The sequence below is a fragment of the Arthrobacter sp. Leaf337 genome, assembly GCF_001423745.1.
In the GTDB taxonomy this organism is placed as follows: domain Bacteria; phylum Actinomycetota; class Actinomycetes; order Actinomycetales; family Micrococcaceae; genus Arthrobacter.
Map to the genome: position 1 here is coordinate 296,142 of NZ_LMPC01000029.1, position 25,860 is coordinate 322,001.

A 25,860-nucleotide genomic window follows, 5' to 3' on the forward strand; every position below is an offset into this window, starting at 1 on the left:
CTGGCCAGGTTCCTTGAGGTGCAGAATATCCCTATGAGCGATGGTTCGGGTATTTTTGCTCTCGACGCGACCGACCTGGATCCGGAAGCGGGCCGACTCCACGAGGATGGCGTTCGACTGGTCATCGGATCGATGGTGAACGCGGCCGGAATCACGCTTGCCAAGAGCGTCCCGGTGGCCCGGGTTGGCGCCTTCCACCGGGCAGGCATGGGTGCCGCTCCGGTCTGGCATGTGTTCTGCATCGACGGCGAAATCGCCTTCACGGACAGCATCAGCGCCGTTGGTGACCTGCGCCTGAGGATCGATCCCAACGGGTTGCGCAGTCTCGGCGGAGGCCTGGCGTGGGCGCCCGCGGACATGTTCCTCCAGGACGGGAGCCGGGATCCGGCCTGTCCGCGTGGCACGCTGGCCCGCGTCCAGGAGCGGGCCGGGAACGCCGGCTATCAGGCACTCGTGGGCCACGAGCTGGAGTTCGTGCTCGTCGCCGCCGACGGCACGGCGCTCGACGACGCCCCCTGGGCTCCGTACGGGCTGACCGGATTGCTTGACCGCGAGCAATTCCTGGCCGAGTTGCTGGCCGCCCTGAAGGATTCGGGTGCCCAGGTTGAACAGCTTCACGCGGAATACGGCCGCAACCAGTTTGAGCTCTCCCTCGCCCCGAAGGATCCACTCGCGGCAGCGGACACCGTGGTGCTGGCAAAGATCATCATCGGCAGGGTCGCCCGTTCACACAAGCTGCAGGCCTCCTTCTCTCCCGCACCCTTCCCCGGCTCGGTCGGCAATGGCGCCCACCAGCACTTCTCCTTCTCCCGTGGCGGTTCACCCCTCTTCAGCGGCGGCGCCGGCCCGTACGGCATCACCGAGGAGGGCGGAGCCACGATCGGCGGAATCCTCCGGGGGCTTCCCGAGTTGCAGGGGCTGCTCACCGGTTCCATCCTGTCCGGTATCAGGCTCGCGCCCGGAGCATGGTCCGGTGCATTCTTGTGTTGGGGCCTGGAAAACCGTGAAGCATCGGTCCGTTTCGTCGAAGGCGGTGTGGGCAACCCCCACGGTGCCAGCGTCGAAGTCAAGGTTATTGACCCGTCCGCCAACGTATACCTGGCCTCCGCCGCCATCCTTGCCCTCGCGCTCGAGGGCATCACCAGCGGCAGTCGCCTGCCCGATGAAGTTCCCGGCGACCCAACGCGCCTCACCGCGGCGGAACGGCAGGCTGCGGGGATCGGCACCGTGTCGGACTCGCCGTCGGCCATCATCACATCGCTGGCCAACTCCGCCGACGCCCGTCGGCTGCTCGGCAACGAGGTGGTCGACACCACCGTTGCGGTGCGGCGCCATGAGCAGGAGACGCACGGGTCCAAGGACCCCAAGGAACTCGGCGCCCTCTTCCGCCTGGCATGGTCAATCTGATGGCGGAGTCATTCGCCGGGTTTGTCGAGCACGTGAAGCTCATCGACCATCACGTGCACGGCGCGTATGGGGTCGACGGCGACGAAGAACGCTTTCAGAATTCGCTCAACGAGGGCAACAGCGCACTCCTCGCCGAACCCTCGACGGCCTACGACTCCCAGCTGGGGTTCGCCCTCCGCCGCTGGTGCGCCGAGATCATGGACTTGCCCCGGCACGCCACGGCCGAGCAATACTGGAAGCGCCGCACCGAACTGGGCGAACTGGAAATCAGCCGACGGATGACCCGGACTGCCGGAGTCAGTCACTGGCTGATCGATACCGGGTTCAAGACCGGGGCCCTGCTCGATCCACCCGGGATGGCGGAAATTACCGGGGCCACGGTCCACGAGATCGTGCGACTGGAAACCCTCGCCGAAACCCTGATCCAATCGGACCAGGACCCGGGCGGCTACTTGGACGCGTTCACCGGGCTGCTGGCCGGCCTTCCCCCTATTGTTGTGGGAGCGAAGTCAGTTCTTGCCTATCGGACCGGCTTCAAGCACGACCTTAGCCGGCCGGCCGACCGCGACGTCGCTGAGTCCGCGAAAAAGTGGCGGCAGCGGATCGAGTCAGGTGGGGCGGTGCGCCTTGATGACCCCACCCTCATCTGTTTCGGCCTGCACTGCGCCATCTCACTCGGGCTACCACTCCAACTCCACGTCGGATTCGGGGACCGGGAGCTGGACCTTGATAAGGCAAACCCTTTGCTTCTGCTCGAGTTTCTCCGGTCTGTGGAGGCCAGCAAGGTTCCCGTCCTGTTCCTGCACTGCTACCCGTTCGAGCGTGAGGCCGGCTATCTCGCCCAGGCCTTCGACAACGTCTACCTCGACGTCGGCCTGGCGGTGAACCATCTCGGCGTCCGTAGCCGGAGCCTCATCGCGCGCTCCTTCGAACTCGCCCCATTCAGGAAAATCCTCTACTCGTCCGATGCCATCGGCCCGGCTGAACTCCACTACCTCGGCGCGCGGCTGTGGCGCAACGCGATCACAGCCATCGTCGGCCGATGGATTGACGATGACGAGTGGTCGGAGGCAGATGCCCGCCGTGTGGTCCAGCTTGTCGCGCGGGACAACGCCCGAAGGGTCTACGGACTGTAACGGCCATCACCGGACCCGAAGATGGCACCATAGGGATATGGTGCCTGCTCACGGTTTTTCCGGCCTCTTTCGGCGTCCCCAACCCATCAAACCCAAGGCCGGTCAAGAATCGGTGTGGGACTACCCGCGTCCGCCGAGGGTCGAGCCGCGATCCGAACGAGTCACCGTGAGGTTCGGCGGGCAGGTGATTGCCGACACCACCGATGCGGTGCGCGTCCTGGAGACCAGTCATCCGCCTGTCTACTACCTGCCAATGGACGCGTTCCCCGGAGGCGTTCTCGTCCCGGTCGAGGGCACCAGCTTCTGCGAATTCAAGGGAGTAGCGCACTACTTCGACGTCGTTGCCGGCGGAGTCGTCGTTCCCCGTGCCGGCTGGACCTACCCGGAGCCCACCCCTGGCTTCGAGGCGCTCAGCACCCGTGTGGCCCTCTACCCGGCTCACATGGATTCCTGCGAGGTCAACGGCGAGCAGGTGACCTTCCAGGACGGTGACTTCTACGGCGGTTGGATCACCAGGCTGATCGTTGGTCCGTTCAAGGGTGGCCCGGGCACGGCCGGGTGGTGAGGACATCCCTCTTGCGCGCCCGCAGGACTTGCCTGGCTTGTCAGTGCGCTGCGGGCGTTAGTGCTCGGTCCCTGCCGCAGCAGCCTTCCTGGCGTTCTTCTCGGCGTCCTTCTCGGCGCGCAGAGCCTCCGCGTCGTGCTGTTCCGCGGCTTTTTCCTGGTGAATGACCTGAGCGAACAGCTTCTCCATCTCCTTGGCCACGCCGGCCGCTGAGGCCGGGTTCTGACCGGTCACCAGCCGGTCGTCAACCACGACCTTCTCCTCAAAGACATCAGCGGAAACATGGGTGGCGCCCTGTTCCACAAGTCGGTCTGCCAAAAAGAAGGGGATCACTTTGTCCTTCCCTACAGCCACTTCCTCGTCATTGGTGAAGGCGGCCACCTTCCTGCCCTCGACGAGGCGAAGCCCGTTCTCCAGTTCCACGTTCAGCAGGCCGGCCGGCCCGTGACAGACCGCGCCCACCAAGCCGCCTGCGTTGTAGACGCTGGCTACGAGGTTCTGCAGGCCTTCGTTGTCCGGGAAGTCCCACATGGTGCCGTGGCCGCCCACAAGGTATACGGCGTCGTACTGGTCGGGATCAACGACGTCGACGCGGGCGGTGTTGTAGAGACCGGCCCGCGTGGCCTCGTCCTCCGTGAAGGCGACCTGGATGGGATCTTCTGAGTCCACCTCGTCGCGCGGAGGCTGGCCTCCCTGGATGGAAGCGAAGTCGACGAAATGCCCGGAATCCTTGAAGACCTTCCAGGGATGTGCAGCTTCGGCCACGTTGTAACCGGTCTTCTCTCCGGTATCGCCGATCTCGGAAACGCTGGTCAGAACCATGAGGATTTTTTTCATGAAGTGCTCCTTTTGTCTCACTTCCACCCTACGCCCAGACCAATTCAGGCAGGCACAGACGGCGGCCAGAGCCAGAGGACCCCTAAAGCCGGACGCCGGGTAATTCCCTGCGCACGCCCGAGTCAGCCAACCGCTTTCTCGACGAGCGCACGAATCCTGGCTTCCGTCGCAGCATCCAGCGAGGTGATGGTCCACGCGATTGGGTGCATATGGGCATCCTCCTCCCGTGCGGGGTTCACAACTTCGCCAAAGCCGAATGCGATGAAGTCCTTATCCGGCTTGATGTAGCAGATGTCCTTACCGTCCTTCACATAGAACGGCAGTCCCCAGCGCACGTACGCCCACCCAAATCGAAACAGACCCGGCGCAACAGCCCGCGCCCGGGGTAGCGGCTTCTTTCCTGCCGGCAGCTGCCGGTCCTCAGGCAAGCAGGTTGAGCGTGAGTTCCACGGCGCCGAGGAAGAGTGCCAGAACCGACGTGCCAAGCCCGGCCACCAGGAGCAGGCCGGGGTGGGCGAGACCCACCACAACGCGCCGGAGTTGGGGCGAATCCCGCAGGAATCTCTTGGGCAGCCGCGAATCTTCCGGGTTCTGGCGCCAGCCGCGTAGACGGCGCAGGAACCACGCACAGCGCACAATAAGGGCCATCCACAACACCGAGACAACCAAGGGGACGGCAGCCAGGAGCAGGTTGAACCCCAACGACGTCACCTCACGCTCCGAGTTCCCGGCCAGTGCCTGCACCGTTGTGGAAATCGAGGCGCTGGCCACCACGGAGAGGCCCCAAACCATAAACGCTGCCGTCAGCGCGAGGAACCGGACAAAGAAGTGGGCAAGCACCGATTCTTTCTGCGGCTTGAGGTAGCGGCGGGGTGTCGCATGGAGCACGGCCACAGTGCAGGCCAGTGTGGGCAGCGCAGCCATCCCCACAAGCACGTACCAGGTCCAGCCGGCCAGGTCCACGAACTCGTCAACAATGATCAGCAACGCCCAGAATGCCGTCCACGTCCAGCCAGCATGCAACGGATTCCGGACTAGCCAGGCGGGCAGCCGCTGAGGCAGCGGGACAGTCGGCGCGATAGGAGGCCGGGAAACAGGATTCCGTACCCTCCTATTGACGGGCGCAACAGCAGCCGGACCGTCGCCGACCGGGCCGTCCGGCAGGGCCCCGGCATTGCCGTCCGGCGGGTTTTGTTCCCCTCCAGCCATGCTCATGGGCTCACTGTAGCGGGAGGCGGGCCCGCCGTCGTCCGTCGACGCTGTTAGGTACGGCGCAGGGGCAGCGGAGATTCGCTGGGTATCGCTAAACGGGACACCGGATGCCCGCGCCAGGATCTGTCTGCGAGCAATGTGTACTGTACTGATATGGCTTCTCCGCAGACGCTAAGCGAGGCCGAGCGCCGCGTTGTCGCGACTTGGGCCGCCGACTGCGCTGAGCGGGTCGTCGCCCTATTTGAGGCAGAGGCACCGGCGGATGGTCGCCCCCGCGACGCCATCGCCCGAGCCCGGGCCTTCGCTCGCGGTGAGCTCAGTGCCGCCGAAGAGATCCGCCGGCGGTTTGTTGCTGGCCGTGCCGCACGAGAGGTGACGAGCCCTGCTGCGGTGGCTGCCGCCCGGTCTGCAACGCAAGCCGCAGCCGTCGCCCACATGGGCGCGCACGCCTTGGGGGCAGCCGCGTATGCCGCTAAAGCGGCGGGACTGGCAGCGCCCGACCGGTCCCTGACGGTCGACGACGAGGTCCGCTGGCAACTCGAGCACATGACTGCCGAAGTCCGGTCCGCGCTTCGGCAGTTGCCACCGCTGGGTGCGAATTCCGCCGGTCCGCTGGGGTCGGGACTTCTCGCGTCTGGAATCCTTGCCGCGATCATCCGAGCGATCCAGTCCGATCTGGCTCGCCCTGACCACTCTGGCTCCTCCAGCTGAATCTGCTGCCAACAAACCGTCCCGCAGGGTTCAGCGCTTCCCGCCCCCGACACCCGGCACGGACGCGACCTGCTTCATCCACGCCGCGATCTGGCGTTCGTCGATGTCGTCCAAGGATTCGATCTCCACACCCCGCGTCGACTTGCCCATTCCCACCGGTGTTACCGGCGGTACGGGCTCGAGCGCCGCGCCATTGACAAACATGAGTTTTACATGGCCCGCAAAACCGCCGCAGCTGAAGCACCACCCGTCGCCAACCCCGTAGTACGACATACCCCACTTCACTGAGCGCCGGAGGCCGGGCAGCGTCTTTGCCGCCAAGGCATCCACCGTTTCGGCAATGCCGCGCTGCGGCTGGGGCAGGCTGGCGATATACGCGAAGACCGGCTTGTCCCCGACGGCCGCTTTCGCGGGGCTGGCCCTGCCGGTCATGGCTTCCGGCAGCGTGATGGCTGCATCGCCATCTGCCGCTGCGCGCGCGGCCGGCTTTCGGGCTTCGCTCTCGCTGATCTCCCCGCTCGTCATGGAGAGCATTATTCCGCACCAGCGCGAGAAGGCGAAGCGACTATCTCCAGGGTGGCGAGGGCTCCGCCTCCCCCGAGGACCGATCAATGTGGCACGTGCTTCCTGAGCGTTCTCCTTTGGTTCCCAATGACCTCCACTGAGCCCCAGTAATTCTGAGCAGAGCGCTGGGCTAGGCTGAATGGGAAGATTCCCCTGTTGCCGCACTCGGGGGAAATGCCGCTTCGTCAACGGGGGGATTGGGGCAATGATCTGTGTGCCAACAGCGGCGGTGCCGGGGCTGTGAGCTGTTCCGACGTACCGGGGCGTTCAAGAATCAGACGGTCCTGGCTGTGCATCGCCGGGGTGATGAGCGTTGTGCTTGGGTTGAGCATTCGGACGCTCCGTGATGCGGCGTGGACCGGTCCTGCAGGTGATGGCCTGTACGCAGTTCTGGTCTATGTTCTCGTGGCCATCCTGATTCCGTCGAGGTCCAAGGCACTGATTGCCGCCGCAGCCGTCACGGCCTGCCTGATGATCGAGTTGTTCCAACTCACCGGCCTTCCTGCCAGTCTCGGAGAATCCTGGCCACCCCTTCGTCTGATCCTCGGAACCACGTTCGGCGCCGCGGATGTGTTGGCCTATGCCTGTGGCGCTGCCGTGGCGTACGCGGTGGATCGAACGACGGGCACGGTGGTGGACTGCAGCCGCTATCACGGGCCGCTCACGATCCAAAGTTTGGTTCGGCGCTCCGACCCAGCGGTGAGTCCCGTATCAGATCGACGCACAAATCTGACGGACAGGCGATGATTGGAGTGCCGACGTCGGTCGATCACTCGTCAGATCGGAGAAGCCCATGCTCAAGGCCCTGCTATGCAAGCTGAACATTCAGCACGACTGGCACCTCGAACACGCCGAAGACGGCTCCCTGTATAAACGTTGTCAACGTTGCGGCAAAGACGACGACCGTGGAGGCGGCGGAACCGGTGCCGGCGGCGCCTGGGCGGGTCCGGCCGGCATGGGTTAGCGCCGGCTCGAATAAGCCGCACCGAAGGCGTCTACATCCGCAGAGCGGGCGACACCCGCTTCATGCTGGCCACCCCCGAAGCTTTCGTTCTTGCCCTGGGCGGAATCGCTAAGCTGCGTGCCCTCCAACAGGCCTTCGTTACGGCGTTCGCCACGAACTTCACCTTGGGAGCCCTGGTGACTTTCATGGTCACGATCTCCAGTCTGGACCGATCATCGGGGCAACGAAGGAGAAGCACCTCGCAGATGCGGCAGCAGCCCTCGAGCTGACGCTCGGCGACGAAGAAGTGGCCACACTAGAGGCCGCTTACACCCCACGCCAGCCCACGTTCTTCTAATCAGACGATCAGCACCACGTCCCGCCGCCGAACCAAACAAGTCCGGCGACGGGTCGGCCGCAAGGCGATCCGAGGCAATCCAGCCGCACTACGACCCCTATCCGACACCTGAAGGGTGCAGGTTGTGCACACCGGGCTGGTGGGACAAAGGCTTTCCTTGCGGTTCCAGGGAAGCCTCCGTCCAGCAGGACTAGAATTCGACGACGCTCACGGACTTTCCGGTGGCGGCAGACTCGGCCGCTGCGTTCGCCAGGACCAGGGCGGACACTCCGTCCGCGAAGCTGGGCGAGCATGGCGATCCCGTTCGGATCGAGTGGGCGAAGGCCTCCAGTTCCGCGTAGTAGGCCTGGGGGTAGCGCTGGAGGAAGAACGGAAGGTAGGGGTCTGACTCTTCCGTCCCGGAGGCACCGGACTTCCGCACGGTTGTCGGTGCTACGTTGCCGGCGGAAAGCATGCCCTTGGCGCCGAAGGCTTCCAATCGCTGGTCGTAACCGAAGGCGCAGTGACGGGAGTTTGTGATGGTGATCAGCTCCCCGCCGCTGCCGCGTAGTGTCACCACGGCGGAATCGAAGTCGTTCAGCTCAGCGATGTCTTCGCTGAAGACGTTCGATGCGACGGCCGTGACCTCGACGATGTTCGGGACGAAGGAACGTGCCATGTCCAAATCGTGGATTGTCATGTCCCTGAAGATGCCGCCTGAGCCGGCGATGTAGTCGCGTGGGGCGGGTTCCGGGTCGCGGCTTGTGATGGTGAGCTGCTCGAGCTTGCCGATTTCGCCTGCCTCGACCCGGTTCCGTACGGCGGCAAAAGAAGGATCGAAGCGTCGGTTGAATCCAAGCATGATTGGAACGTTGGAGTCTTTGATCTGTTCGCGGCAAGCCAGGACGGTGTCGATGTCCAGATCAATGGGCTTTTCGCAGAGGACGGCGAGGCCCTTGGCGACCGAGCGTGAAATAAGGTCGACGTGGGTGCTTGTGGGTGAGCCGATGATGACACCGTCGAGTCCGGTTTCGGCGAAAACTTCCTCGGGGTCCTGCACCGCCCGCGCGCCGGTCTCCACTGCCAGCCGGCGGGCCCCGTCGATGAAGGGATCGGCGATGAGGACGAGGTCGATGTCCGGGTGGGCTGCGATGTTGCGGGCGTGTACCTGCCCGATGCGGCCGGAGCCGAACAGGGCCAGGCGCAAGCGTCGGTCTTTAGACATGGTGTGTGAACCTTTCAAGTTGTTTGGCGAGGCGTACAGGGGTGTCAGCGCTGGTGATGCGCGCCAGGAAAGCAGCCGATCGCGGTTTCGTACGCCCGCTTGAGGCCTTCAGTGAGGGGGAGGCTGCGGTGTTCGGCGGAGATGATCTCAACGCCCCACGGACCTTCGTACCCGGCGTCGAGGGTCCGTTGAATGAACGTGCGGGTGTCGAAGTCACCCTCGCCGCAGTAGGCGCGGTTGTTGATGGTGTCTTCGAATAGTGTGCCGACGACGTCTTTGTAGCCGTCGTCGATTTCCACAGCGGCAACCCTTTCCATGGGCACGACGTCCCACAGGTCGTTGTGCGACAGGCCGCCCCTGTAGGTGTGCCAGATGTCAACCATGAGTCCAGCAGCTGGGCTGTCGGACTGGGTGACTACTTTGACCGCTTCCTGAGTGGTGCGCAGATGGGAGAAGGGCGTCGCCTCCAGTGCCAGGCGGATGCCGGATTCGTCGGCTTCATCTGCGAGGTCGGAGAAGGCGCTGGCAATGGTCGCGAGGGGAAGCGGGTCATCCGACATGCCGGCGCCGACCTTGATGTGGCGGGCGCCCAGGGCGTTGGCGGCCTCGAAAAGCTCTGCACGGTGGATGTCGGATTCGGCGCGTTCAGCTCCGGTGGCCCACCAACCGTTGAGGAACTCGACCTCCACGATGTCGATGCCAGCCTCCCGGATCAAGCGCGAGAGTTCGGCATATCCGATAGTGTCGCGTACTTGGACCAGGTCCGCATGAACGAGCCCGATGCCGGACCACCCTGTCTGCGCGATCGAAGCGATGCGCTCGGCGATCGGTAAGGGGCTGCGTTCGTCGGTGCGCCCCGGCGCGGCGTCGCCGGCACTGATCCAGCAGGAGGCAATCAGCTGCGGTGTCATCGTGTTCTCCTTGGTCATGCTGATTCCACCTCGATGGAGGCTCCCAGCTCTTTTTCCGAGCGGTAGCAGGCGTCGACAATCCGGGCGACGGCCAGTGCATCCACGACGGGTGCCACAACAGGAGAACCGGTGCGGATACTGTCGACCCACCCGCGCATTTCGGGGTGGAAGTTGCTGATGTTCTCCAGCTCGGGCAGCTCGGAGAACTTATTCGATTCGGTGCGGGCAAACGGGGGCGTGAAGTAGCTTTCGGTCCATTCAGTCCAGCCGGCCTTCCATCCTGCCCGGTCCTGGTCGACATAGACCCGAAGTTTCTGGGGAAGAACGCCAATTTCGACCATCCCGGCGGTGCCGTACACGGAAATGCGTGAGCTCTCGAACCACTCAAGACGATCGTGGCTGTCGAAACTGAACGTCACGGACATGTCCGGGTAATTCAGCAGGACAGCTGCGGAGTCCTCGCGGCTGGTGTCGTCGGAGAGGCGGGCTGACTTGTGCACGCGGGCGTTGACGGAGTCCGGGGCGCCGAACACGTGCACGAGGGAGTCGAGCATATGGCATCCGATGATCCAGAGCGCCCCGCCCATGTCTGCCGGCTGGTTGAGGTGTGCGGTGAGATGCTCACCCACGAAAGCGGCGCCTCGGGCCGAAACACTGACCACATCCCCGATCACGCCGGCCTCGATCAGCTCCTTCGCCTGGCCGATGGACCCGGCCAGGCGCACGTTGTAGCCCACCTGTACGACCAGACCGGGCACGGCCTGCGCTTCGGCCTGGGCCAGCTGCAGAAGGTCCTCGACGGTACCGCCGCCGGGCTTTTCCACGACGACTGATTTCCCGGCCGCCAGTGCCCGCAGTGCATGCGGGACCATGTCCTTGCTTTTGGAGTGAACCATGACCGCATCGATGCGGTCGTCCTGGAGGACCTCGTCGACGGTCCTGGCCTCCACGCCGTACTTCTCGGTGAAGTATGTCAGGCGCGGGTCGTCGTCGGCAGCGGCGACTACTTCGACTCCTTCAATCTCCCTCAGGGCACGAACCCTCGCGGAGGCGTGCGGGTGAGTTATTCCCAGAAGTCCTACGACAATCGGTTTCAAGACATTGTCTCCTGTCGGTTGAGCCCTGAGGCTCGATCGGGATTTTTGTGTGGTTGTGCTTGTTGGCCAGCACTGTCCCTGCTCCGGTGCAGTGATTTACAGGGGCCAACTTGGTGTCATCTAATGGACAGGCTGTCCAGATCATGTCATGCCGAGGATGCGTGGTCAACTATGGCGCGAAACACATCGACGTGATTCGCGGCCCGGAGGGGCGGTGCGCCCAGGTAGTCCGACAGTGCATGCGCCCCCCGGAGAACGAGTTCAGCCATGGGATCGTCGTTAGGGCGCGCGAGGAGCCCTTCGCGCAGTCCACTGACCGACAGCGAGGCGGCCACCTCACCGCGGTGGTTGAAGATCGGCGCGCCGATGGCGGCTATGCCCGGGGTCACCTGATTATCGCTGCGCACGAAGCCCTGCTCCTTGATCTCTTCGAGCTCCGCGTAGAACTCAGATCGGGACCGCCCCCGCAGCCATGGTTCGCCGGTGTTGGCTGAGATCGCGGCGTACTCCTCCCATGATTCGCGCCCCTCGAATGCCAGGAGCGCCCGGGGCGCAGCACCGACGTGCAGCGGAAGTGACTCCCCTAACTGCAGGACACGGCTGTTCACCCGAATCCCATCGATACGCTCAATGCAAACGGCCCGGGTCCCACGTCGGATGCACAAGAAGGTTGTCTCGCCGGTCGCTTCATGGATTTCCCGGAGAATCGGGGCGGCAGCCCGCCGGATATCTGCCCTGCGGGAGAACTCGCCCGAGAGCGCGAGCAGCTTGCTGCCAACACGGTAGGCTCCACGGTGACCGATCTGCTCCACCCAGCCAGCTTCCGCCAAAGTAGCCAGCATGCGGTAGACCGAACTTACGGGCTCCTCGAGGAGTTCGGTCAGCCGGGCCGAGGTGGCGATCCGCTCTTCCGCCAGCGCCGCCATAAGGGCACTGGCCTTGGCGATGACTGCAGGGGTCCGAGTAGCCTCCCGCTCGGACCCCTGCGGCTCTTCGGGTCCGGAGGTATCCCTGGTGTCATTGCCGCCATCTTGGGCCGTAAACGCTGTGATCGCCTGCGCGGCTTCATCCAGCGTTTGCCTGGCGATCGCCGCCTGGCCCAGAACACTTCCCCGAAGTCCGGCAACGGCTATGGCACCGAGCAGGCTGCCGTCGCGGTGGAAAACCGGGACACCAACCGAGGCGACACCTTCTGTTACTTCGCTGTCCTCGACGCTCCACCCGCGCTCGGCCGCGTGCTCGATCTTTTTTCTCAGCGCATCGGCAGTGAGGGGCGTCTGTGATGCGATGCGCCCGTAGGGGCCACTCTGCAACACGGCTGCCTGGAACTCCGCTGAAGCCGAGGCAAGAAGGGCCTGGGACGCTGCCCCTGCATGAAGCGGAATGGTGCGCCCCGGGGCCAGGTCAAGCAGGTTGACATCGGAACCCTCAACTTGGTCGAGGCACACCGCTCCGTTCTCGCGCAGGACACAGAAGTACGCGCTCATGCCCAACTGCCCGCGGACCCAGCGCAGCCGGGAATGTAACTCGGCCCGATCGACGAGGGCATCGGCCGCCGCGTCGCCAAGCTTGAGTAGGGCTGTACCGAGTTCAAGCCTGCCGTCACCCGCCGAACGGATCAGTTTGGCCTGTTCCAATGCTGCAACTATTCGGTAGACGGTTGGCCGCGGTTCCGAGATGACCCTCGCCAATTCCGCCGGCGTAGATTGCCCGATGCGGGCAAGTTCGTCGACCACCTGGCTGGCCTTTTTCAACAACTGAATGGTGCTCATTGACCGTCTCTTCCATTACCCCTCAAGGGCGCTAGCGCTTGAACTCCCCGGCCGCGGCTGACCCTGCCCGAATGTAATGCACGACACCACTAGCTTTCTTAGGTGGTACTGTGCGAACATGTTGTCCACTGTACGGCACTAAGTGCTGGCAGTCACAGACAAAACTAAGGCGCGGCAACCACGACGCGCGGAAGTGGCCCCAAGGGCCACTCGGGCTCCAAAGGAGGAGAACGGTGCAAAAGAAATTTTTCCTGATCGCTGCAACTACCACTGCCGCTTCACTGCTACTGGCGGGATGTGCCGGTGGCGGCGCCGGTTCCGGCGGCGGATCCAACGGCTCGCCCGCGGCACCCAAGGACACCCGGATCGGTGTCTCCCTGCCGAGCCAGGATGAGGAGCGGTGGATTACCGACGGTTCCGCCATCAAGGAGGGCCTGGAGAAGATCGGTTACCAGGTGGACCTTCAGTACGCCAACAACGACATTCCCACCCAGCAGCAGCAAGTGGACCAGATGATCACCCAGGGCGCTGACCTTTTGCTCCTGGCTCCGCTGGACGGGACCGCGCTGACCCCCCAACTCCAGGCTGCCGCAGGTTCTAACATCCCGATCATTTCCTATGACAGGTTCGTCAGGAACAGCGCTGATGTGGACGTCTACGTCACCTTCGACAACTTCAAAGTCGGAGCACAGCAGGCGACCTCGCTCCTCATCGGCCTGGGCGTGCTCAACAAAGACGGATCCGAGGGCAGCGCGAAGGGCCCGTTCAATATCGAACTGTTCGGTGGCTCACTGGACGATAACAACGCGACGTTCGTCTTCAACGGCGGCATGTCCGTCCTGCAGAAATACATCGATAACGGCACGCTCGTCATTACATCGGGGCAGAACAAACTCGCCCAGGTCGCCACGGAAAACTGGTCCCAGCAGAAGGCCCAGGAGCGCATGGACAACCTGCTGACCGCCAGCTACACCGGAGGTCCCGCGCTCCACGGAGTCCTTACCCCCAACGACAGCGTCGCCCGCGGCGTCATCACTTCGCTTCGAAACGCCGGCTATGGCCCGACCCTCACCTCCGGGCAGAAGCCCATGCCGGTAACCACCGGTCAGGACGCCGAGGTCGCTTCCGTGAAGCTGGTCAACGACGACGTCCAGTTCTCCACCGTGTTCAAAGACACCCGCACTCTCGCCGCGCAGGCGGTAAGCGCGGCTGAGGATCTCCTGGCCGGCAAAGAGCCCCAGGTCAACGACACCAAGTCTTACGACAACGGTTCCAAGATCGTCCCCTCGTTCCTCGTGCCCATCCAGCCGATCTACAAGGACAACATCAAAACCGCGCTGATTGACAGCGGCTACTACACCGCTGCTGAGGTTGAAGCCGGCCGCCTTCAGTAGCACCCCGGGAGGGGTGCCGAGCCTTCGCCGGTGCCCCTCCCCCAAACCCTTTCCCTTCAAGACCCCTGATTAGGACGGCGTGCCATGGTAGAACACATCCTGGAAATGCAATCCATTACCAAGTCCTTCCCCGGCGTCAAGGCGCTGTCCGGCGTGTCCCTCGCCGTGGAGCGCGCCGAGGTCCATGCGATCTGTGGCGAGAACGGCGCCGGCAAGTCCACCCTGATGAAGGTGCTCTCCGGCGTCTACCCGGCCGGGAGCTACGGCGGCGAAATCCTCTTCAAGGGGCAAACCTGTTCCTTCTCCGGTATCCGGGATTCCGAACACGCCGGCATCGTGATCATCCACCAGGAACTGGCCCTCGTGCCCCACCTGTCCATCGCCGAAAACATCTTCCTGGGCAACGAGCGCCGCGGCAAGTCCGGACTCATCGATTGGCACAGGACGAACGCCGAGGCCGGCGTGCTGCTGGACTCTGTGGGCCTCCGCGAGGAACCCACCACTCCGGTCGGGCAACTCGGCGTGGGCAAACAGCAGCTTGTGGAGATCGCCAAAGCCCTGTCCAAGGAGGTGCAGCTGCTCATCCTCGACGAACCCACCGCAGCGCTGAATGACAACGACTCCGCCCACCTGCTCGGACTCGTCCGCGATCTGCGCACCCGCGGCATCACGTCGATCATCATCTCCCACAAGCTCAACGAGATCGAAGCGATAGCGGACCACACCACGGTCATCCGTGACGGAAAGACCGTGGAAACGCTCGATATGGCGGACCCCGACGTCAACGTCGACCGGATCATCCGAGGAATGGTTGGCCGCGACCTCGAAGCGTTCTACCCCTCCCGAGACTCAAAACCCGGAGAAGTTGTGCTCCGGGTAGAGGACTGGACAGTGAAACACCCGAGCCAGGACCGCCAGGTTGTGGACCAGGCGACCTTCGAGGTCAGGGCCGGAGAAGTTATCGGGATCGCCGGGCTCATGGGGGCAGGGCGCACTGAACTGATGATGAGCATCTTTGGCCGGTCCTACGGCCGTTACATCTCGGGCCGGGTATTCATGCACGGCAAGGAAACCAGAACCCGCACCGTGGCGGAAGCCATCGAAGCGCGGATTGCCTACGCAACCGAAGACCGCAAGGCTTTCGGCCTCAACCTCATCGACGACATTGCACGTAACATCTCCGGCGCGGCGCTGGGCAAGCTGTCGAGCTGGGGCTTCGTCAATCACCACGAGGAAGCAGCCGCGGCCGAGTTCGCGATGAAATCGATGAACATCAAGGCGCCGAACGTGAAATCCATCGTAGGGAAACTCTCAGGCGGTAACCAGCAGAAGGTCGTGCTGTCCAAATGGCTGCTCACCGACCCCGAGGTACTGATACTCGACGAACCGACCCGCGGCATCGATGTCGGCGCCAAGTTCGAGATCTACACGCTGATCAACAGTTTTGTGGACGCCGGGAAAGCAGTGGTGGTCATCTCTTCCGACCTGCTCGAACTCCTCGGCACCTGCGACCGCATCTACGCCCTTTCTACAGGACGGATCACCGGGGAACTGCCGGCGGCCGATGCCTCCGAGGAACGCCTCATGACACTCATGACCAAAGACAAGGAACTCATCGCATGACCATGACAGCCCCCAAGGGATCCCAAATGGGGAAGGCCTCGCCTCCCGCATCAGTCGTCACCGCCGGCACCAGCGAAATCCGCGAACTGCTCACCCGCAACATGCGCACCAGCGGAATCTACGTCGCACTCGTAGCGCTCGTCGCGCTCTTCGGCGTCCTGACCGGCGGAGCGTCGCTCGGACCGGGCAACATCACCAACATCGTCCTCCAGTACTCCTACATCCTGATCCTGGCGATCGGCATGGTCATCGTGATCATCGCCGGCCACATCGACCTCTCGGTGGGTTCCGTGGTCGCCCTCACCGGAGCCGTCTCGGCAGTGGTCGTCATCCAATACGGCCAGCCATGGTGGGTGGGCGTCATCGCCGCACTCCTAACAGGCCTGCTCATCGGGGCCTGGCACGGCTACTGGGTGGCCTACGTCGGGATCCCGGCTTTCATCGTCACCCTCGCAGGCATGCTCCTGTTCCGCGGCCTGACCCTGGTAGTGCTGGACAACGTCTCGCTCTCCCCGTTCCCTGCCGAGTACGGCCAGATCGCGTCGGGCTTCCTCAACGGTCTCCTGGGCGGTGCCGGTTACGACGTCTTCACCCTTGTAATCTTCGCCATCGCAGTGGCCGGTTACGCATTCAGCCAGTACCGCACCCGCAAGGCGCTCATCAGCTACAACCAGCTGGTCCCGTCATTCCCCCTGTTCATCGCGAAAATCGTCGTTGTCGCCATCGCGGTCATGACCTTCGCCTGGCAGCTGGCCACGGCCCGCGGCATGCCGATCGTCCTGATCATGCTGGCCATCCTGATACTGGCCTACAGCGTCGTGATGCAGCGAAGTGTCTTCGGTCGACAGGTCTATGCCATCGGCGGCAACGTGGTCGCGGCCGCACTCTCAGGAGTCAAGGTCCGCACCGTCAACTTCTGGATTTTCGTGAACATGGGACTCCTCTCGGCCCTGGCCGGCATCGTGTTCTCCTCGCGATCCAACGGCGCCCAGCCCGGCGCCGGCAACATGTTCGAACTTGATGCGATCGCCGCAGCATTCATTGGCGGCGCCGCTGTCACCGGCGGCGTCGGCAAAGTGGCTGGCGCCATGGCGGGCGGCCTCATCATGGCCGTCATGAGCAACGGGATGCAGCTGATGGGCATCGACCAGTCCGTGCAGTCCGTGATCAAGGGCCTGGTACTGCTGCTGGCCGTCGCATTCGACATCTACAACAAGCGCCGCGCCGGCTCACGCTGACCCGCCCGCCCCACCCTTTCCGGAACACCTCGCCTGCGCACAATGTTCAGCGAAAAGAATTTACAAAGGAGCTCACCCCTATGACTCGCCAGTTTGTATACGAAGCCCTGCCCATGCGAGTGCGGTTCGGCGCCAACTCACTCTCGGCTCTCCCCGAGGAACTCGACCAGATCGGGCTCAAGCGGGTCCTGGTCCTCTGCTCCCCAGAACAGGAGGACACCGGCCGGCGGGTGGCCGAGGCACTGGGTGACCGTTGCGTGGGTGTGCTGCCCGAAGCCGTCATGCACGTCCCCAACGAGGTCGCCCAACGCGCCAGCGACGAGGCAGCAAGGGTCGGTGCCGACGGCTGCGTCGCCGTCGGCGGCGGCTCGGCCATCGGACTCGGCAAGGCAATCGCTCTCAAGCACGGCCTTCCGATCGTCGCCGTGCCCACCACCTACGCCGGCTCCGAAATGACCCCCGTGTGGGGCCTCACCACCGACGGGCGTAAGGAAACCGGCCGCGACCCCCGGGTACTGCCCCGCAGTGTTGTCTACGACCCCGAGCTGACCGCAACACTGCCAGCCTCCATGTCGGTGACCAGCGGCATCAACGCCATCGCACACGCCGTCGAGGCCCTTTATGCCCCGGACGCCACCCCGATCATCTCGCTGATGGCCGAGGAAGGCGTCAAAGCCCTCGCCGCCGCCCTCCCCGCGATAGTCGCCGATCCCTCGGACCCAGGGGCCAGGAGCAACGCCCTCTACGGATCATGGCTGTGTGGCGCGTGCCTGGGAGCCACCACGATGTCCCTGCACCACAAGCTGTGCCACGCGCTGGGCGGAACCCTCAACCTTCCGCACGCCCAAACCCACACGGTGGTGCTCCCCCACGCCCTCAGCTTCAACCAGCCGGCAGCACCCGAGGCCACCGCGGCCCTTTCACGGGCCCTGGGTGGCGCGGCCGACCCGGCCGAACGGTTGTGGGAGATCGCAGGCGAACTTAACGCGCCACGGTCCCTCGCCGAACTTGGCATGCGGGAGGAGGACATCCCCCGAATCGCCGAAGAGGTAACCAGCCGCTCCTACGGCAACCCGCGCCCTATCACCTACGACGATGTCGTGGGAATCCTGAACGCCGCCTGGGCCGGAAAGCCGCCAAGCCCCAACCCCTCCGTTTGAGGCACGGAAGCGGCCTCCGGAAACGTCTGAACGATGACCCGCCGGAGGCCCGCTGGCCCGCCCAACCCCCTGAACCTCGAACATCCGGAATCTCGTTCAGCAGAACTACTTAGGAGACCGACCTTGCCCACCATGCGGACCATCGCCCCAGGAATCGAAGTATCTCCCCTGGCACTTGGCACCAACGTCTTCGGCTGGACCGCTGACACCGCGACCTCCCACTCGATCCTCGAGGCCTACATCGAAGGCGGCGGGAATTTTCTGGACACCGCCGATTCCTACTCCTTCTGGGGAGAGGGAAATTCTGGCGGCGAGTCCGAAACCATCATCGGCAAGTGGCTGGCCGGCCGTTCCAACCGGGATGATCTCGTTCTGGCAACCAAAGTCAGCCACCACCCCGACCTCCAAGGGATGGCCCCCAAGACAATCCGTACCGCCGTCGACGGCTCGCTCACCCGCCTCGGCGTCGACACCATCGACATCTACTACGCCCACTTCGACGACCCGGGGACACCCCTGGCCGACAGCATCGCTGCAATGTCCTCGCTGGTGGACGAAGGAAAGGTGCGGTCCCTCGGGATCTCTAACTACTCAGCAGAGCGCATCGAGGAATGGCTTAGAATCTCCGAGCGGGAAGGATTCCACACACCTGTCGCGCTGGAGCCCCAATACAGCCTCATGGAGCGTGGCGTCGAAGCAGACATCCTGCCCGTGGCGATCAAGCACAGCCTGGCAGTCATGCCTTACTACTCCTTGGCCCACGGCTTCCTGACGGGAAAATACGCCGGCACGGCGCCGATCGAGGGTCCTCGAGCCGCCGACGCCTCGAAGTACCTCACGCCTCAAGGACTCCGGGTTCTGGACGTTGTGCGTCTCGTGGCCTCCAATCATAATGTCCAGCCCGCCTCCATCGCCCTCGCGTGGTTGGCTGCTCAACCCGGCGTCGTCGCCCCCATCGCCAGTGCGCGGACTAACGGGCAGGTTCCCCCGCTGCTGGAGGCCATGGACATCAGACTCACCGACGCCGAACTTCAGGACCTCGACGCTGCATCCCAGCCCTTGGTCCGCGCCTAGAGAACCGATTCATTGCCCCCGTCCTGAGAAGCACCACCGCCCCCACCGACAGCGAGGAAATTATCGTGAACAACCAGACCCGAGTCATTGAAACCGGCCCTCATGTAGGCCTGCACCGCGTCTCCGAGGCCCAGCAAAGGGTCGAGGAGAAATTGGTCGAGAATGTGTTGGCCTCCTTCGAGGGCTGCCAGGACCCGAGACTCAAACTACTCATGCAGTCATTGACCCGGCACATCCACTCCTTCATCCGTGAAGTGCGCCTGACAGAAGCCGAATGGAATGTCGCAATCAGCTTCCTGACGGCGGCCGGCCACATCACAGACGACAAACGGCAGGAATTCATCCTGCTCTCCGACGTGTTCGGAGCATCGATGCAAACGATCGCCGTCAACAACGAGACCATTGACAACGCGACCGAGGCCACAGTTTTTGGCCCCTTCTTCGTCGAAGACGCTCCGGAAATCGAGAACGGTGGGGACATCGCCGGCGCCGCTCCCGGCCAGCCATGCTGGGTCGAAGGCAGCGTCAAGGACACCGCTGGCAACCCCATCCCAAATGCGAGAATCGAAGTTTGGGAAGCCGACGAGGACGGCTTCTACGACGTACAGTACTCTGACCAGCGAGTGTCCGGCCGGGCCCATCTCTTCAGCGACGCGAATGGTAGCTACCGGTTCTGGGGGCTGACGCCGACCCCATACCCGATCCCCCACGACGGCCCGGTGGGGGAAATGCTGGAGGCCGTCGGACGGTCACCCATGCGGGCCTCGCACCTCCACTTCATGGTCACCGCGCCGGGCCTGCGGACATTGGTAACGCATATCTTTGTCCGCGGCGACGAACTGTTGAAGCACGACAGCGTTTTTGGGGTCAAGGAATCTCTCATCAGGGACTTCGAAGAACAGGCACCCGGTACGGCTGCGCCCGACGGACGCGACCTCGGGGGCCGGTCCTGGGCCAGAACCCGCTTCGACATCGTTCTCGCCCCATTCACGAGCTGACCGTAGTCACCAGGGGAAGGACAGCAGCTCCTGCCTCCCCTCCCCACATACCTGCTGGGCAGTACCCGCATGCCCACCCTGGATAAGGACAGCCACATGAGCTCCCATCACAAGAGCAGCCCGAGGGTTTCGCTCTTCTGCGCCGCCGCACTGAAGCCGGCCCTAGAAAGCCTCGGCCTGGAGTCCCTCAGCACCGAGATCGGCGCTACCGTGGACATCGTCTACGCCTCAACCAACGTGTTGGTGCAGCGGATCGACGCCGGCGCTCTGCCGGACGTGATGATCGGCATGTCGGCCTCCCTCCAAGCTCTGGCAGCCTCAGGCGTCCTGGCGGCCGGCACCATCGTCCCTTTAGCGAAATCCGGGATAGGCATCGCGGCATGCCCTGGCAGGAAACAGCCGGACATTTCCACTGTCAGGACGCTGGCGGGAACCCTAACCGCCGCCGGCTCCGTCGCCTATTCACGCAACAGCCCCAGCGGGCTGTACTTCCAGACCCTGATCACGAAGCTCGGCATTGCCGACGAGGTGAATTCGCGAGCCACGCTCATCGACCACGGGCCCACCGCGGCAGCTGTCATCGACGGACGAGCAGATCTCGCGGTCCAGCAGATCAGCGAACTCCTGCATGTGCCCGGCGCACGGGTCATCGGCCCGCTGCCGGACTCCGTCCAGCACTACACGAACTTTGCGATTGCTTCCACTGCGCCAGCGGCACGGAAACCGGCGGCTAAAGCACTCACCCGTTTCCTCCTCACCGGGCCGCAGGCCAAGACTGCCTATGCCGATTCAGGCCTGGAAGTTTCGTAGCGGCCAACGCCAAGTCGGGCGCTCCAGTGTGGCCCTAAGGGATCGCGGCGAGATCGGGCTGGCGCGGTCGCCCTCGACTGCAAGTCGCATATACTGGACAGGTTGTTCATGAAAGGCGACATCCTGCCCGGTCCCCCGATTCATGTCGCTTGTGGCGCGAGGCAGTTCGATTCGAGGGGTGCAACCATGACGCAGGCAGCCAAGCTGATTCAGCTGGTGCTCAAGGCTACACAAGTGGTTGATGAAGCGTCCGCCCTCGGCCCCTCGACTCCGGCGGACCTGGCGAAAGCTGTCGACGAACCGCGGCCTTCTGTCTACCGGATCATCAGCGCGCTGGAACAGTCAGGGATTCTCCGCCGCTCCCCGGCCGGGCTCGTTGAATTGGGCATTGGGATCTTGCGATTTGCGGAGGCGGCAACCGACGCCCTCCTCGATCATGAAGCCCTCAATACCTTGCTGGAGGGCATCCAGTCCGAGCTGGGTTTAACGGCGGCATTCTGGATACCGCGCAACGGCACTGCCGTCTGCTTGGAGCAGGTTGATTCCACGGAAGTCGATCTGCACGAGCTCTCATCCGGGCGGATCCTTCCACTCCACGCCGGTGCCGCATCCCATGTGCTACTGGCGTGGCAACCCCCCGAAGTACTCGACGAGCTCCTTGCCCAAGCCCCGTATGCTCAATGGGCGTCAAGGACGCCCATTGACGCCGAGACTCTCCGCCAACTGGTCGCAGACACTAAACGCGACGGCTGGAGAATGGAATCCAATGAGGTTGTCGATGGGATCGCGGCCTTGGGATTTCCCGTATTCAACGCGGACGGCAGCATCTTCGGTGCGTTGACGGCAGCGGGTCTGGTCGACCAAGTGATCAACCAGCAGGAAGAAGCCAAAACCGTTCTCGCGGCTGCAGCGCAGGCCCTGACCGATCTGATGGCGGAATTCAAGCCTGTCCCGACCACTCACGAGTTCAACGCCCCCGAATCGAACGAGTCGGTATTGGCCAAAGCCAGCTCCCTCATGGATGCGCTGGCTGTCGAACGCGTCTCAACCTCCGCTAGACTCGCCGACCTCACAGGCGAACCCATCAGCTCCGTATACCGCATGTTGGGAACCCTTGTTGAGACCGGTTGGATAGAGCAGCTTGGCCACCGCGGTTCCTATCGAATCGGCAGTAAGATGATCTCCCTCGCGGGGAATCTGCTGAACCAACTGGACTTGCGGCGGGCTGCGCTTCCCGTGCTCCGCGAAATCCACGATGCAACCGGGGAAACTGTATTCCTTTGCATCAGGAGCGGTACCCGTGCCGTATGCATCGAGCGGATAGACGGAAAGCGAGTGAACAGTCGCCGCTTGGCCCTTGGAAGCTCTTTGCCCTTGCACCTCGGTGCCGCACCTCGCGCTTTGTTGGCTTTCGACACCCCCAAGGCCTGGGAGGACTACGCTGCGGTCATGGTCCAGAGCTCGGACTTTAGTCTCGGCGCGCGATCCCGAGCCGAATTCTATGGAAAGCTCAAAGAAATCCGCGATGCCGGCTTCGCCCTCAGCGACGACGAAGTCACCTTGGGAATGGCCGCCGTCGCTGCCCCGATTTTTGATCACCGCGGCCATGTGATGGCGTCCTTATCGGTCAGCGGACTACGAGACGGTATCCTCCACCAACCGGATTCCTCACCCAGCATCATCGACCTGGCCTGCGATGGGGCTCGACGGCTTTCAAGCTATTTTGGTGCCCCAGGATCAGGCATCTAGCGGTCCACCCCGCCCTACATCACGGAAAAGGCGGAGCTGCGCCGCTGCATGGCGGATTGAGCGGACATGCCCTCGTGTGACGAGGCACCCCCTTCAAAGCCTCCCGCGCAAATGTCAGGAAGACGGGTCCCACGGCTTAGCCGTGGGACCCGTCTTTGCTGGCCGGGGGTTGCCTGGTCCGGCTTGTGGGAGGTCAGCGGGTAGACGTTCTGGGCGCGCGATCGTTGCTGGCGGTTGCCGGTGCTTTGCCGATGGTGTCCAGGTCTGAGTCCTCGGGACGAACCAACGACGGTGAGGGCCGCTGATGCCGCCCTCACCGCTGTCTGCCTGCCAGCACTCGTAGGCCGGTCGGGTCCTAGGAAACCTTGGACAACTTGGGCTCGGTCGAAGTCGTCTTTGCGGACAGTGACCAGACTGCGGTCATGGCCAGGGCGGACACGATCAGGGGGAGGCCGAAGAGCACGAAGATGTTTTCCGCCTGCCATCCTCCGGCGAGGAGGTAGCCGACGACGACGGGCGAAATGATCGAGACCAGCCGCCCTATTCCGACCATCCAGCCGATGCCTGTTCCGCGAAGTGCAGCGGGGAAGAGTGCAGGGGCGGTGGCGTAAAACCCGGCAACGTTTGCTGAAGTGACCACGCCGAGCACTGCGCCGATGATGATGGCGATTGACGTCTGGTTGAACGCCATCCCGAATACGACGTAGACCAGTGCGGAGACGAGCAGGGACCCGAGGAGCAGGTGCCGGCTGCGCAGGAAGACGGCCAGGACGCTGAAGATGAAGCAGCCGATGATGCCGCCAAAGTTGACCACCAGGCCCATCGTTATTCCCAGGCTGTCGTCACCGGAGGACGTGGCGATGAGTTTCGGGGTCCAGGTGCTGGCGAAGTAGTAGGCTGCGATCATGAGGCCGTAGCCCACCCAAAGCAGGACCGTCCGGGCGGCTATCCGTCCGGACAGCAGGTCTTTGATCCCGCGTTGGGCTTGCTGATCCTGAGGAAGTTCGGGAAGCTCGGCCAGGGCCGGGCGCTGCATTTGCACGAGGATGGCGTTGACTTTGGCTAGGGCGTTGCGAGGGCGCCTGCTGAGCAGGTAATCCAGCGATTCCGGTAGGAAGCGCCACGTCAACGCGAGGATCAGGACGCTGGCGCCGGCGCCGACAACGAACACTGACCGCCAGCCGAACTGCGGGATGAGCGGTCCGGCGATGAAGCCTCCCAGCGTTGCCCCGATGGCGAATCCCGCCGTGTATAACCCGAAGATACTCCCCCGGCGTTTATCTGATGAGTATTCCGAAACAAACACGTTCAGGTTCGCGATCATGCCTCCGATACCGAGACCGGCGAGAACGCGGTACGCCATGAGCTGCACGACGTCCCCGGCGAAGACGGACAGGACCATGCCTGCACTGACCAGGACCAGGGCGACCAGCATCATCCTGCGGCGGCCGATCTTGTCCGAGAACGGCGTTAGAAATAGGGAGCCAGCGGCCATGCCCACGAGGCCGGAGCTGAGCAGGAACCCGAGAGTAACGGGGTCAAGGCTCCAGGCTTTGGAGAGGGACGGCGCTGCGTAGGCGGCGACTGCCACGTCCATGCCGTCTATCAGCATCAGGGCAATGGCGACGGCGACTGCCCGCATTTGGAGCCTGCTCATCGGTGATGAGCGGACTTCGTTGAGGATGTCCATGTTTAGGTCCTTGTAAATTGGCGCACTGAACCGGGCAGCCGCAAGCGGCTGTCTGGTTGCTGGCGTCGTGTCTGGTTGTGGTTGCGGTAGTACGCGGCCGGTACTGCCTTCGGGTTGTTCAGGCGGTTCGGACGCGGACGGGCAGGGATGCCCAGGCCCGCAGGGTGTTGTTGTGGTGCCTGCGGGTTGGTCCTGAAATCTCTATGGAGGTGATCCTCTTGGCCAGGACGCTCAAGATGGTCGCTGCCTCCAGGCGCGCGATGTGCTGGCCGACGCATTGGTGGATGCCGAAGCCGAAACCTAGATGGCCGGAGGGATCCCGGTTCAGGTCGAAAGCATCCGGGTTTTCCCAGCGTCGCGGATCCCGGTTGGCTGATCCGAGGAACATGAGGATCTTGCGGCCTTCGGGGATGAGTGCGCCGCCGACTTCGATGTCCCGTGTGGTGGTCCGGAAGAACGTCTGGACAGGTGACTCGAACCGTACGGCCTCGTCAAAGGCGGTGCGCGACAGGGCGGGTTTTTCGCGCAGCAGGTCCCACTGGTCAGGGTGGGTGGCGAAGGCGTAGAGGACGACTGCCAGGCCATTCACTGTAGTGTCCACTCCGGCCGTGAGCAGCGAGCGGACAATCAGGGGCGCCTGGGCCTCGGTGATGTCTCCCCTGTCCGCGGCGGCCCAGATCTGGGCACCGAATCCGTCCGCCGTCAGGACATCGCGTGCGCATTGGGAGGCTATCGAGGCCGAGAGTCCGGCCACGCGCGGCGCCCCTTTGGCGACGAGCTCGTTTGGCGGGCCGAAGGCGTTGAAGACGTGGTCCCCGTAGGGAAGGAGGTCTTCCCTGCCCGCCTGGGGTATTCCCACGGCGTCGGGAAAGACCCGGAGGGGAAACGCCGCGGCCAGGTCCGTGACGGCATCGAACTCTTTGCCTCTTGCCAGCAGGTCCTCGACCAGTTCCTCAGCGTCGGTGGCCCAGGATTCGCCCAGCCTGCGGATTTCACGGGGCCCGAGGATCTTGGTGAGGACCGCGCGGGGCGCGTCGTGGTGGGGTGGGTCCGCTTCGAGCAGCAGGCTCGGGGGACGCCACGGCTTGTCATAGCGGAAGTTGCTCAGTCCGACGCCGGCCGCGGACTGGAAGGTTTGCCAGTCGGTCAGGGCGGCGTGCACTTCGTTGTAGCGGCCCATCGCGAAGACATCATATTTGTCCAGATGGACCACCGGGCCCGCGGCGCGGAGGTCTGCCTGGAAGGGAAGCGGGTCCTCCAGAACAGGGCCAGGGGCGGCGGAGCCCTGCGGAGCCGGCACTGGCCCCACAGCCGGCCGCGCCAGCGGACGCCCTTTTCTGGTGAGCCCTGCGGACGCTCCATCAGGACCCCGGTCTTCTTTCGGCGTCCCTGACTTCGGTGGCCGCG

General features: G+C 63.8%; 23 protein-coding genes. 13 read left to right on the top strand and 10 right to left on the bottom strand.

Going from position 1 to position 25,860, the window contains the following annotated elements:
* Positions 1 to 33 precede the first annotated feature (33 nt).
* Genes ASF98_RS21050 through ASF98_RS21060 form a run of 3 tightly spaced genes read left to right on the top strand, consistent with a single transcriptional unit; the run spans position 34 to position 3,108 of the window.
* Complete coding sequence (locus ASF98_RS21050; RefSeq protein ID WP_055806298.1) at positions 34 to 1,407, top strand: glutamine synthetase family protein; 1,374 nt, start codon at positions 34 to 36, stop codon at positions 1,405 to 1,407.
* A complete protein-coding gene (locus ASF98_RS21055) occupies positions 1,407 to 2,543 on the top strand; it encodes an amidohydrolase family protein (RefSeq protein ID WP_055806703.1) in 1,137 nt (378 codons plus the stop codon). The genes ASF98_RS21050 and ASF98_RS21055 overlap by 1 nt, the downstream gene beginning before the upstream one ends.
* 37 nt (positions 2,544 to 2,580) lie before the next feature.
* Positions 2,581 to 3,108: a DUF427 domain-containing protein gene (locus ASF98_RS21060; protein WP_055806300.1), complete on the top strand. Its 528-nt coding sequence runs from the start codon at positions 2,581 to 2,583 to the stop codon at positions 3,106 to 3,108.
* A gap of 57 nt (positions 3,109 to 3,165) precedes the next feature.
* On the opposite strand, the gene ASF98_RS21065 is transcribed toward ASF98_RS21060, so the two are convergent.
* The 3 genes from ASF98_RS21065 to ASF98_RS21075 form a co-directional block, all read right to left on the bottom strand.
* Positions 3,166 to 3,945, bottom strand: a complete 780-nt coding sequence (locus ASF98_RS21065) for a type 1 glutamine amidotransferase domain-containing protein (protein ID WP_055806303.1) — start codon at positions 3,943 to 3,945, stop codon at positions 3,166 to 3,168.
* Between the two features lie 122 nt (positions 3,946 to 4,067).
* Positions 4,068 to 4,280, bottom strand: a complete 213-nt coding sequence (locus ASF98_RS21070) for a DUF1801 domain-containing protein (RefSeq protein WP_200939420.1) — start codon at positions 4,278 to 4,280, stop codon at positions 4,068 to 4,070.
* An 85-nt stretch (positions 4,281 to 4,365) separates the two neighbouring features.
* Positions 4,366 to 5,160, bottom strand: a complete 795-nt coding sequence (locus tag ASF98_RS21075) for a hypothetical protein (RefSeq protein ID WP_235506108.1) — start codon at positions 5,158 to 5,160, stop codon at positions 4,366 to 4,368.
* 150 nt (positions 5,161 to 5,310) lie between these two features.
* Between ASF98_RS21075 and ASF98_RS21080 the strand changes: the two genes are divergently transcribed.
* On the top strand, positions 5,311 to 5,868 hold the full coding sequence (locus ASF98_RS21080) for a putative immunity protein (RefSeq protein ID WP_055806306.1): 558 nt from the start codon (positions 5,311 to 5,313) through the stop codon (positions 5,866 to 5,868).
* A gap of 30 nt (positions 5,869 to 5,898) precedes the next feature.
* On the opposite strand, the gene ASF98_RS24955 is transcribed toward ASF98_RS21080, so the two are convergent.
* Positions 5,899 to 6,393, bottom strand: coding sequence for a DUF1801 domain-containing protein (locus ASF98_RS24955; RefSeq protein WP_235506109.1), 495 nt, complete (start codon positions 6,391 to 6,393; stop codon positions 5,899 to 5,901).
* A 345-nt stretch (positions 6,394 to 6,738) separates the two neighbouring features.
* Between ASF98_RS24955 and ASF98_RS21090 the strand changes: the two genes are divergently transcribed.
* Positions 6,739 to 7,179, top strand: a complete 441-nt coding sequence (locus ASF98_RS21090) for a ribosomal maturation YjgA family protein (protein ID WP_055806309.1) — start codon at positions 6,739 to 6,741, stop codon at positions 7,177 to 7,179.
* Between the two features lie 744 nt (positions 7,180 to 7,923).
* Here ASF98_RS21090 and iolG read toward each other — a convergent pair.
* From iolG to ASF98_RS21115, 4 genes are all read right to left on the bottom strand, one after another.
* Positions 7,924 to 8,937: an inositol 2-dehydrogenase gene (iolG, locus tag ASF98_RS21100; protein ID WP_055806314.1), complete on the bottom strand. Its 1,014-nt coding sequence runs from the start codon at positions 8,935 to 8,937 to the stop codon at positions 7,924 to 7,926.
* A gap of 44 nt (positions 8,938 to 8,981) precedes the next feature.
* A complete protein-coding gene (locus ASF98_RS21105) occupies positions 8,982 to 9,866 on the bottom strand; it encodes a sugar phosphate isomerase/epimerase family protein (RefSeq protein ID WP_200939421.1) in 885 nt (294 codons plus the stop codon).
* Positions 9,863 to 10,945: a Gfo/Idh/MocA family protein gene (locus ASF98_RS21110; RefSeq protein WP_055806317.1), complete on the bottom strand. Its 1,083-nt coding sequence runs from the start codon at positions 10,943 to 10,945 to the stop codon at positions 9,863 to 9,865. Before ASF98_RS21110 ends, ASF98_RS21105 begins: the two co-directional genes overlap by 4 nt.
* 146 nt (positions 10,946 to 11,091) lie before the next feature.
* Positions 11,092 to 12,717, bottom strand: a complete 1,626-nt coding sequence (locus tag ASF98_RS21115) for an IclR family transcriptional regulator (RefSeq protein WP_082506985.1) — start codon at positions 12,715 to 12,717, stop codon at positions 11,092 to 11,094.
* Positions 12,718 to 12,950: 233 nt separating this feature from the next.
* Between ASF98_RS21115 and chvE the strand changes: the two genes are divergently transcribed.
* The 8 genes from chvE (at position 12,951) to ASF98_RS21155 (ending at position 22,763) form a co-directional block, all read left to right on the top strand.
* Entirely contained in the window at positions 12,951 to 14,111 is a 1,161-nt protein-coding gene (gene chvE, locus ASF98_RS21120) for a multiple monosaccharide ABC transporter substrate-binding protein (RefSeq protein ID WP_055806320.1), read from the top strand.
* Between the two features lie 84 nt (positions 14,112 to 14,195).
* Positions 14,196 to 15,734: a multiple monosaccharide ABC transporter ATP-binding protein gene (gene mmsA, locus ASF98_RS21125; protein WP_055806323.1), complete on the top strand. Its 1,539-nt coding sequence runs from the start codon at positions 14,196 to 14,198 to the stop codon at positions 15,732 to 15,734.
* Between the two features lie 26 nt (positions 15,735 to 15,760).
* Complete coding sequence (mmsB, locus tag ASF98_RS21130) at positions 15,761 to 16,972, top strand: multiple monosaccharide ABC transporter permease (protein WP_200939432.1); 1,212 nt, start codon at positions 15,761 to 15,763, stop codon at positions 16,970 to 16,972.
* Positions 16,973 to 17,052: 80 nt separating this feature from the next.
* Entirely contained in the window at positions 17,053 to 18,132 is a 1,080-nt protein-coding gene (locus ASF98_RS21135) for a maleylacetate reductase (protein ID WP_055806326.1), read from the top strand.
* Between the two features lie 132 nt (positions 18,133 to 18,264).
* Positions 18,265 to 19,206, top strand: a complete 942-nt coding sequence (locus ASF98_RS21140; protein ID WP_055806329.1) for an aldo/keto reductase — start codon at positions 18,265 to 18,267, stop codon at positions 19,204 to 19,206.
* Positions 19,207 to 19,316: 110 nt separating this feature from the next.
* On the top strand, positions 19,317 to 20,204 hold the full coding sequence (locus ASF98_RS21145) for an intradiol ring-cleavage dioxygenase (RefSeq protein ID WP_055806716.1): 888 nt from the start codon (positions 19,317 to 19,319) through the stop codon (positions 20,202 to 20,204).
* Positions 20,205 to 20,300: 96 nt separating this feature from the next.
* Positions 20,301 to 21,014: a substrate-binding domain-containing protein gene (locus tag ASF98_RS21150; RefSeq protein ID WP_055806331.1), complete on the top strand. Its 714-nt coding sequence runs from the start codon at positions 20,301 to 20,303 to the stop codon at positions 21,012 to 21,014.
* Between the two features lie 186 nt (positions 21,015 to 21,200).
* Complete coding sequence (locus ASF98_RS21155; protein ID WP_055806718.1) at positions 21,201 to 22,763, top strand: IclR family transcriptional regulator; 1,563 nt, start codon at positions 21,201 to 21,203, stop codon at positions 22,761 to 22,763.
* A gap of 355 nt (positions 22,764 to 23,118) precedes the next feature.
* Here the strand turns inward: ASF98_RS21155 and ASF98_RS21160 are convergent, their stop codons facing one another.
* Together ASF98_RS21160 and ASF98_RS21165 are read right to left on the bottom strand one after the other, a co-directional pair.
* Positions 23,119 to 24,453 (bottom strand): MFS transporter, encoded by a 1,335-nt coding sequence (locus ASF98_RS21160; protein WP_055806334.1) that lies wholly within the window; start codon positions 24,451 to 24,453, stop codon positions 23,119 to 23,121.
* Between the two features lie 118 nt (positions 24,454 to 24,571).
* Positions 24,572 to 25,753 carry a cytochrome P450 gene (locus ASF98_RS21165; RefSeq protein WP_235506110.1) on the bottom strand — a complete coding sequence of 394 codons (1,182 nt, stop codon included), beginning with the start codon at positions 25,751 to 25,753 and terminating at the stop codon, positions 24,572 to 24,574.
* Positions 25,754 to 25,860 lie beyond the last annotated feature (107 nt).

Excerpts from the sequence above, each read along its gene's own strand:
- ASF98_RS21050 (WP_055806298.1), top strand. The coding sequence starts at position 34 with ATGAGCGATGGTTCGGGTATTTTTGCTCTCGACGCGACCGACCTGGAT.
- ASF98_RS21055 (WP_055806703.1), top strand. The coding sequence starts at position 1,407 with ATGGCGGAGTCATTCGCCGGGTTTGTCGAGCACGTGAAGCTCATCGAC.
- ASF98_RS21060 (WP_055806300.1), top strand. The coding sequence starts at position 2,581 with ATGGTGCCTGCTCACGGTTTTTCCGGCCTCTTTCGGCGTCCCCAACCC.
- ASF98_RS21065 (WP_055806303.1), bottom strand. The coding sequence starts at position 3,945 with ATGAAAAAAATCCTCATGGTTCTGACCAGCGTTTCCGAGATCGGCGAT.
- ASF98_RS21075 (WP_235506108.1), bottom strand. The coding sequence starts at position 5,160 with ATGAGCATGGCTGGAGGGGAACAAAACCCGCCGGACGGCAATGCCGGG.
- ASF98_RS21080 (WP_055806306.1), top strand. The coding sequence starts at position 5,311 with ATGGCTTCTCCGCAGACGCTAAGCGAGGCCGAGCGCCGCGTTGTCGCG.
- ASF98_RS24955 (WP_235506109.1), bottom strand. The coding sequence starts at position 6,393 with ATGACGAGCGGGGAGATCAGCGAGAGCGAAGCCCGAAAGCCGGCCGCG.
- ASF98_RS21090 (WP_055806309.1), top strand. The coding sequence starts at position 6,739 with ATGAGCGTTGTGCTTGGGTTGAGCATTCGGACGCTCCGTGATGCGGCG.
- iolG (WP_055806314.1), bottom strand. The coding sequence starts at position 8,937 with ATGTCTAAAGACCGACGCTTGCGCCTGGCCCTGTTCGGCTCCGGCCGC.
- ASF98_RS21105 (WP_200939421.1), bottom strand. The coding sequence starts at position 9,866 with ATGACCAAGGAGAACACGATGACACCGCAGCTGATTGCCTCCTGCTGG.
- ASF98_RS21115 (WP_082506985.1), bottom strand. The coding sequence starts at position 12,717 with ATGAGCACCATTCAGTTGTTGAAAAAGGCCAGCCAGGTGGTCGACGAA.
- mmsA (WP_055806323.1), top strand. The coding sequence starts at position 14,196 with ATGGTAGAACACATCCTGGAAATGCAATCCATTACCAAGTCCTTCCCC.
- mmsB (WP_200939432.1), top strand. The coding sequence starts at position 15,761 with ATGGGGAAGGCCTCGCCTCCCGCATCAGTCGTCACCGCCGGCACCAGC.
- ASF98_RS21135 (WP_055806326.1), top strand. The coding sequence starts at position 17,053 with ATGACTCGCCAGTTTGTATACGAAGCCCTGCCCATGCGAGTGCGGTTC.
- ASF98_RS21140 (WP_055806329.1), top strand. The coding sequence starts at position 18,265 with ATGCGGACCATCGCCCCAGGAATCGAAGTATCTCCCCTGGCACTTGGC.
- ASF98_RS21150 (WP_055806331.1), top strand. The coding sequence starts at position 20,301 with ATGAGCTCCCATCACAAGAGCAGCCCGAGGGTTTCGCTCTTCTGCGCC.
- ASF98_RS21155 (WP_055806718.1), top strand. The coding sequence starts at position 21,201 with ATGACGCAGGCAGCCAAGCTGATTCAGCTGGTGCTCAAGGCTACACAA.
- ASF98_RS21160 (WP_055806334.1), bottom strand. The coding sequence starts at position 24,453 with ATGGACATCCTCAACGAAGTCCGCTCATCACCGATGAGCAGGCTCCAA.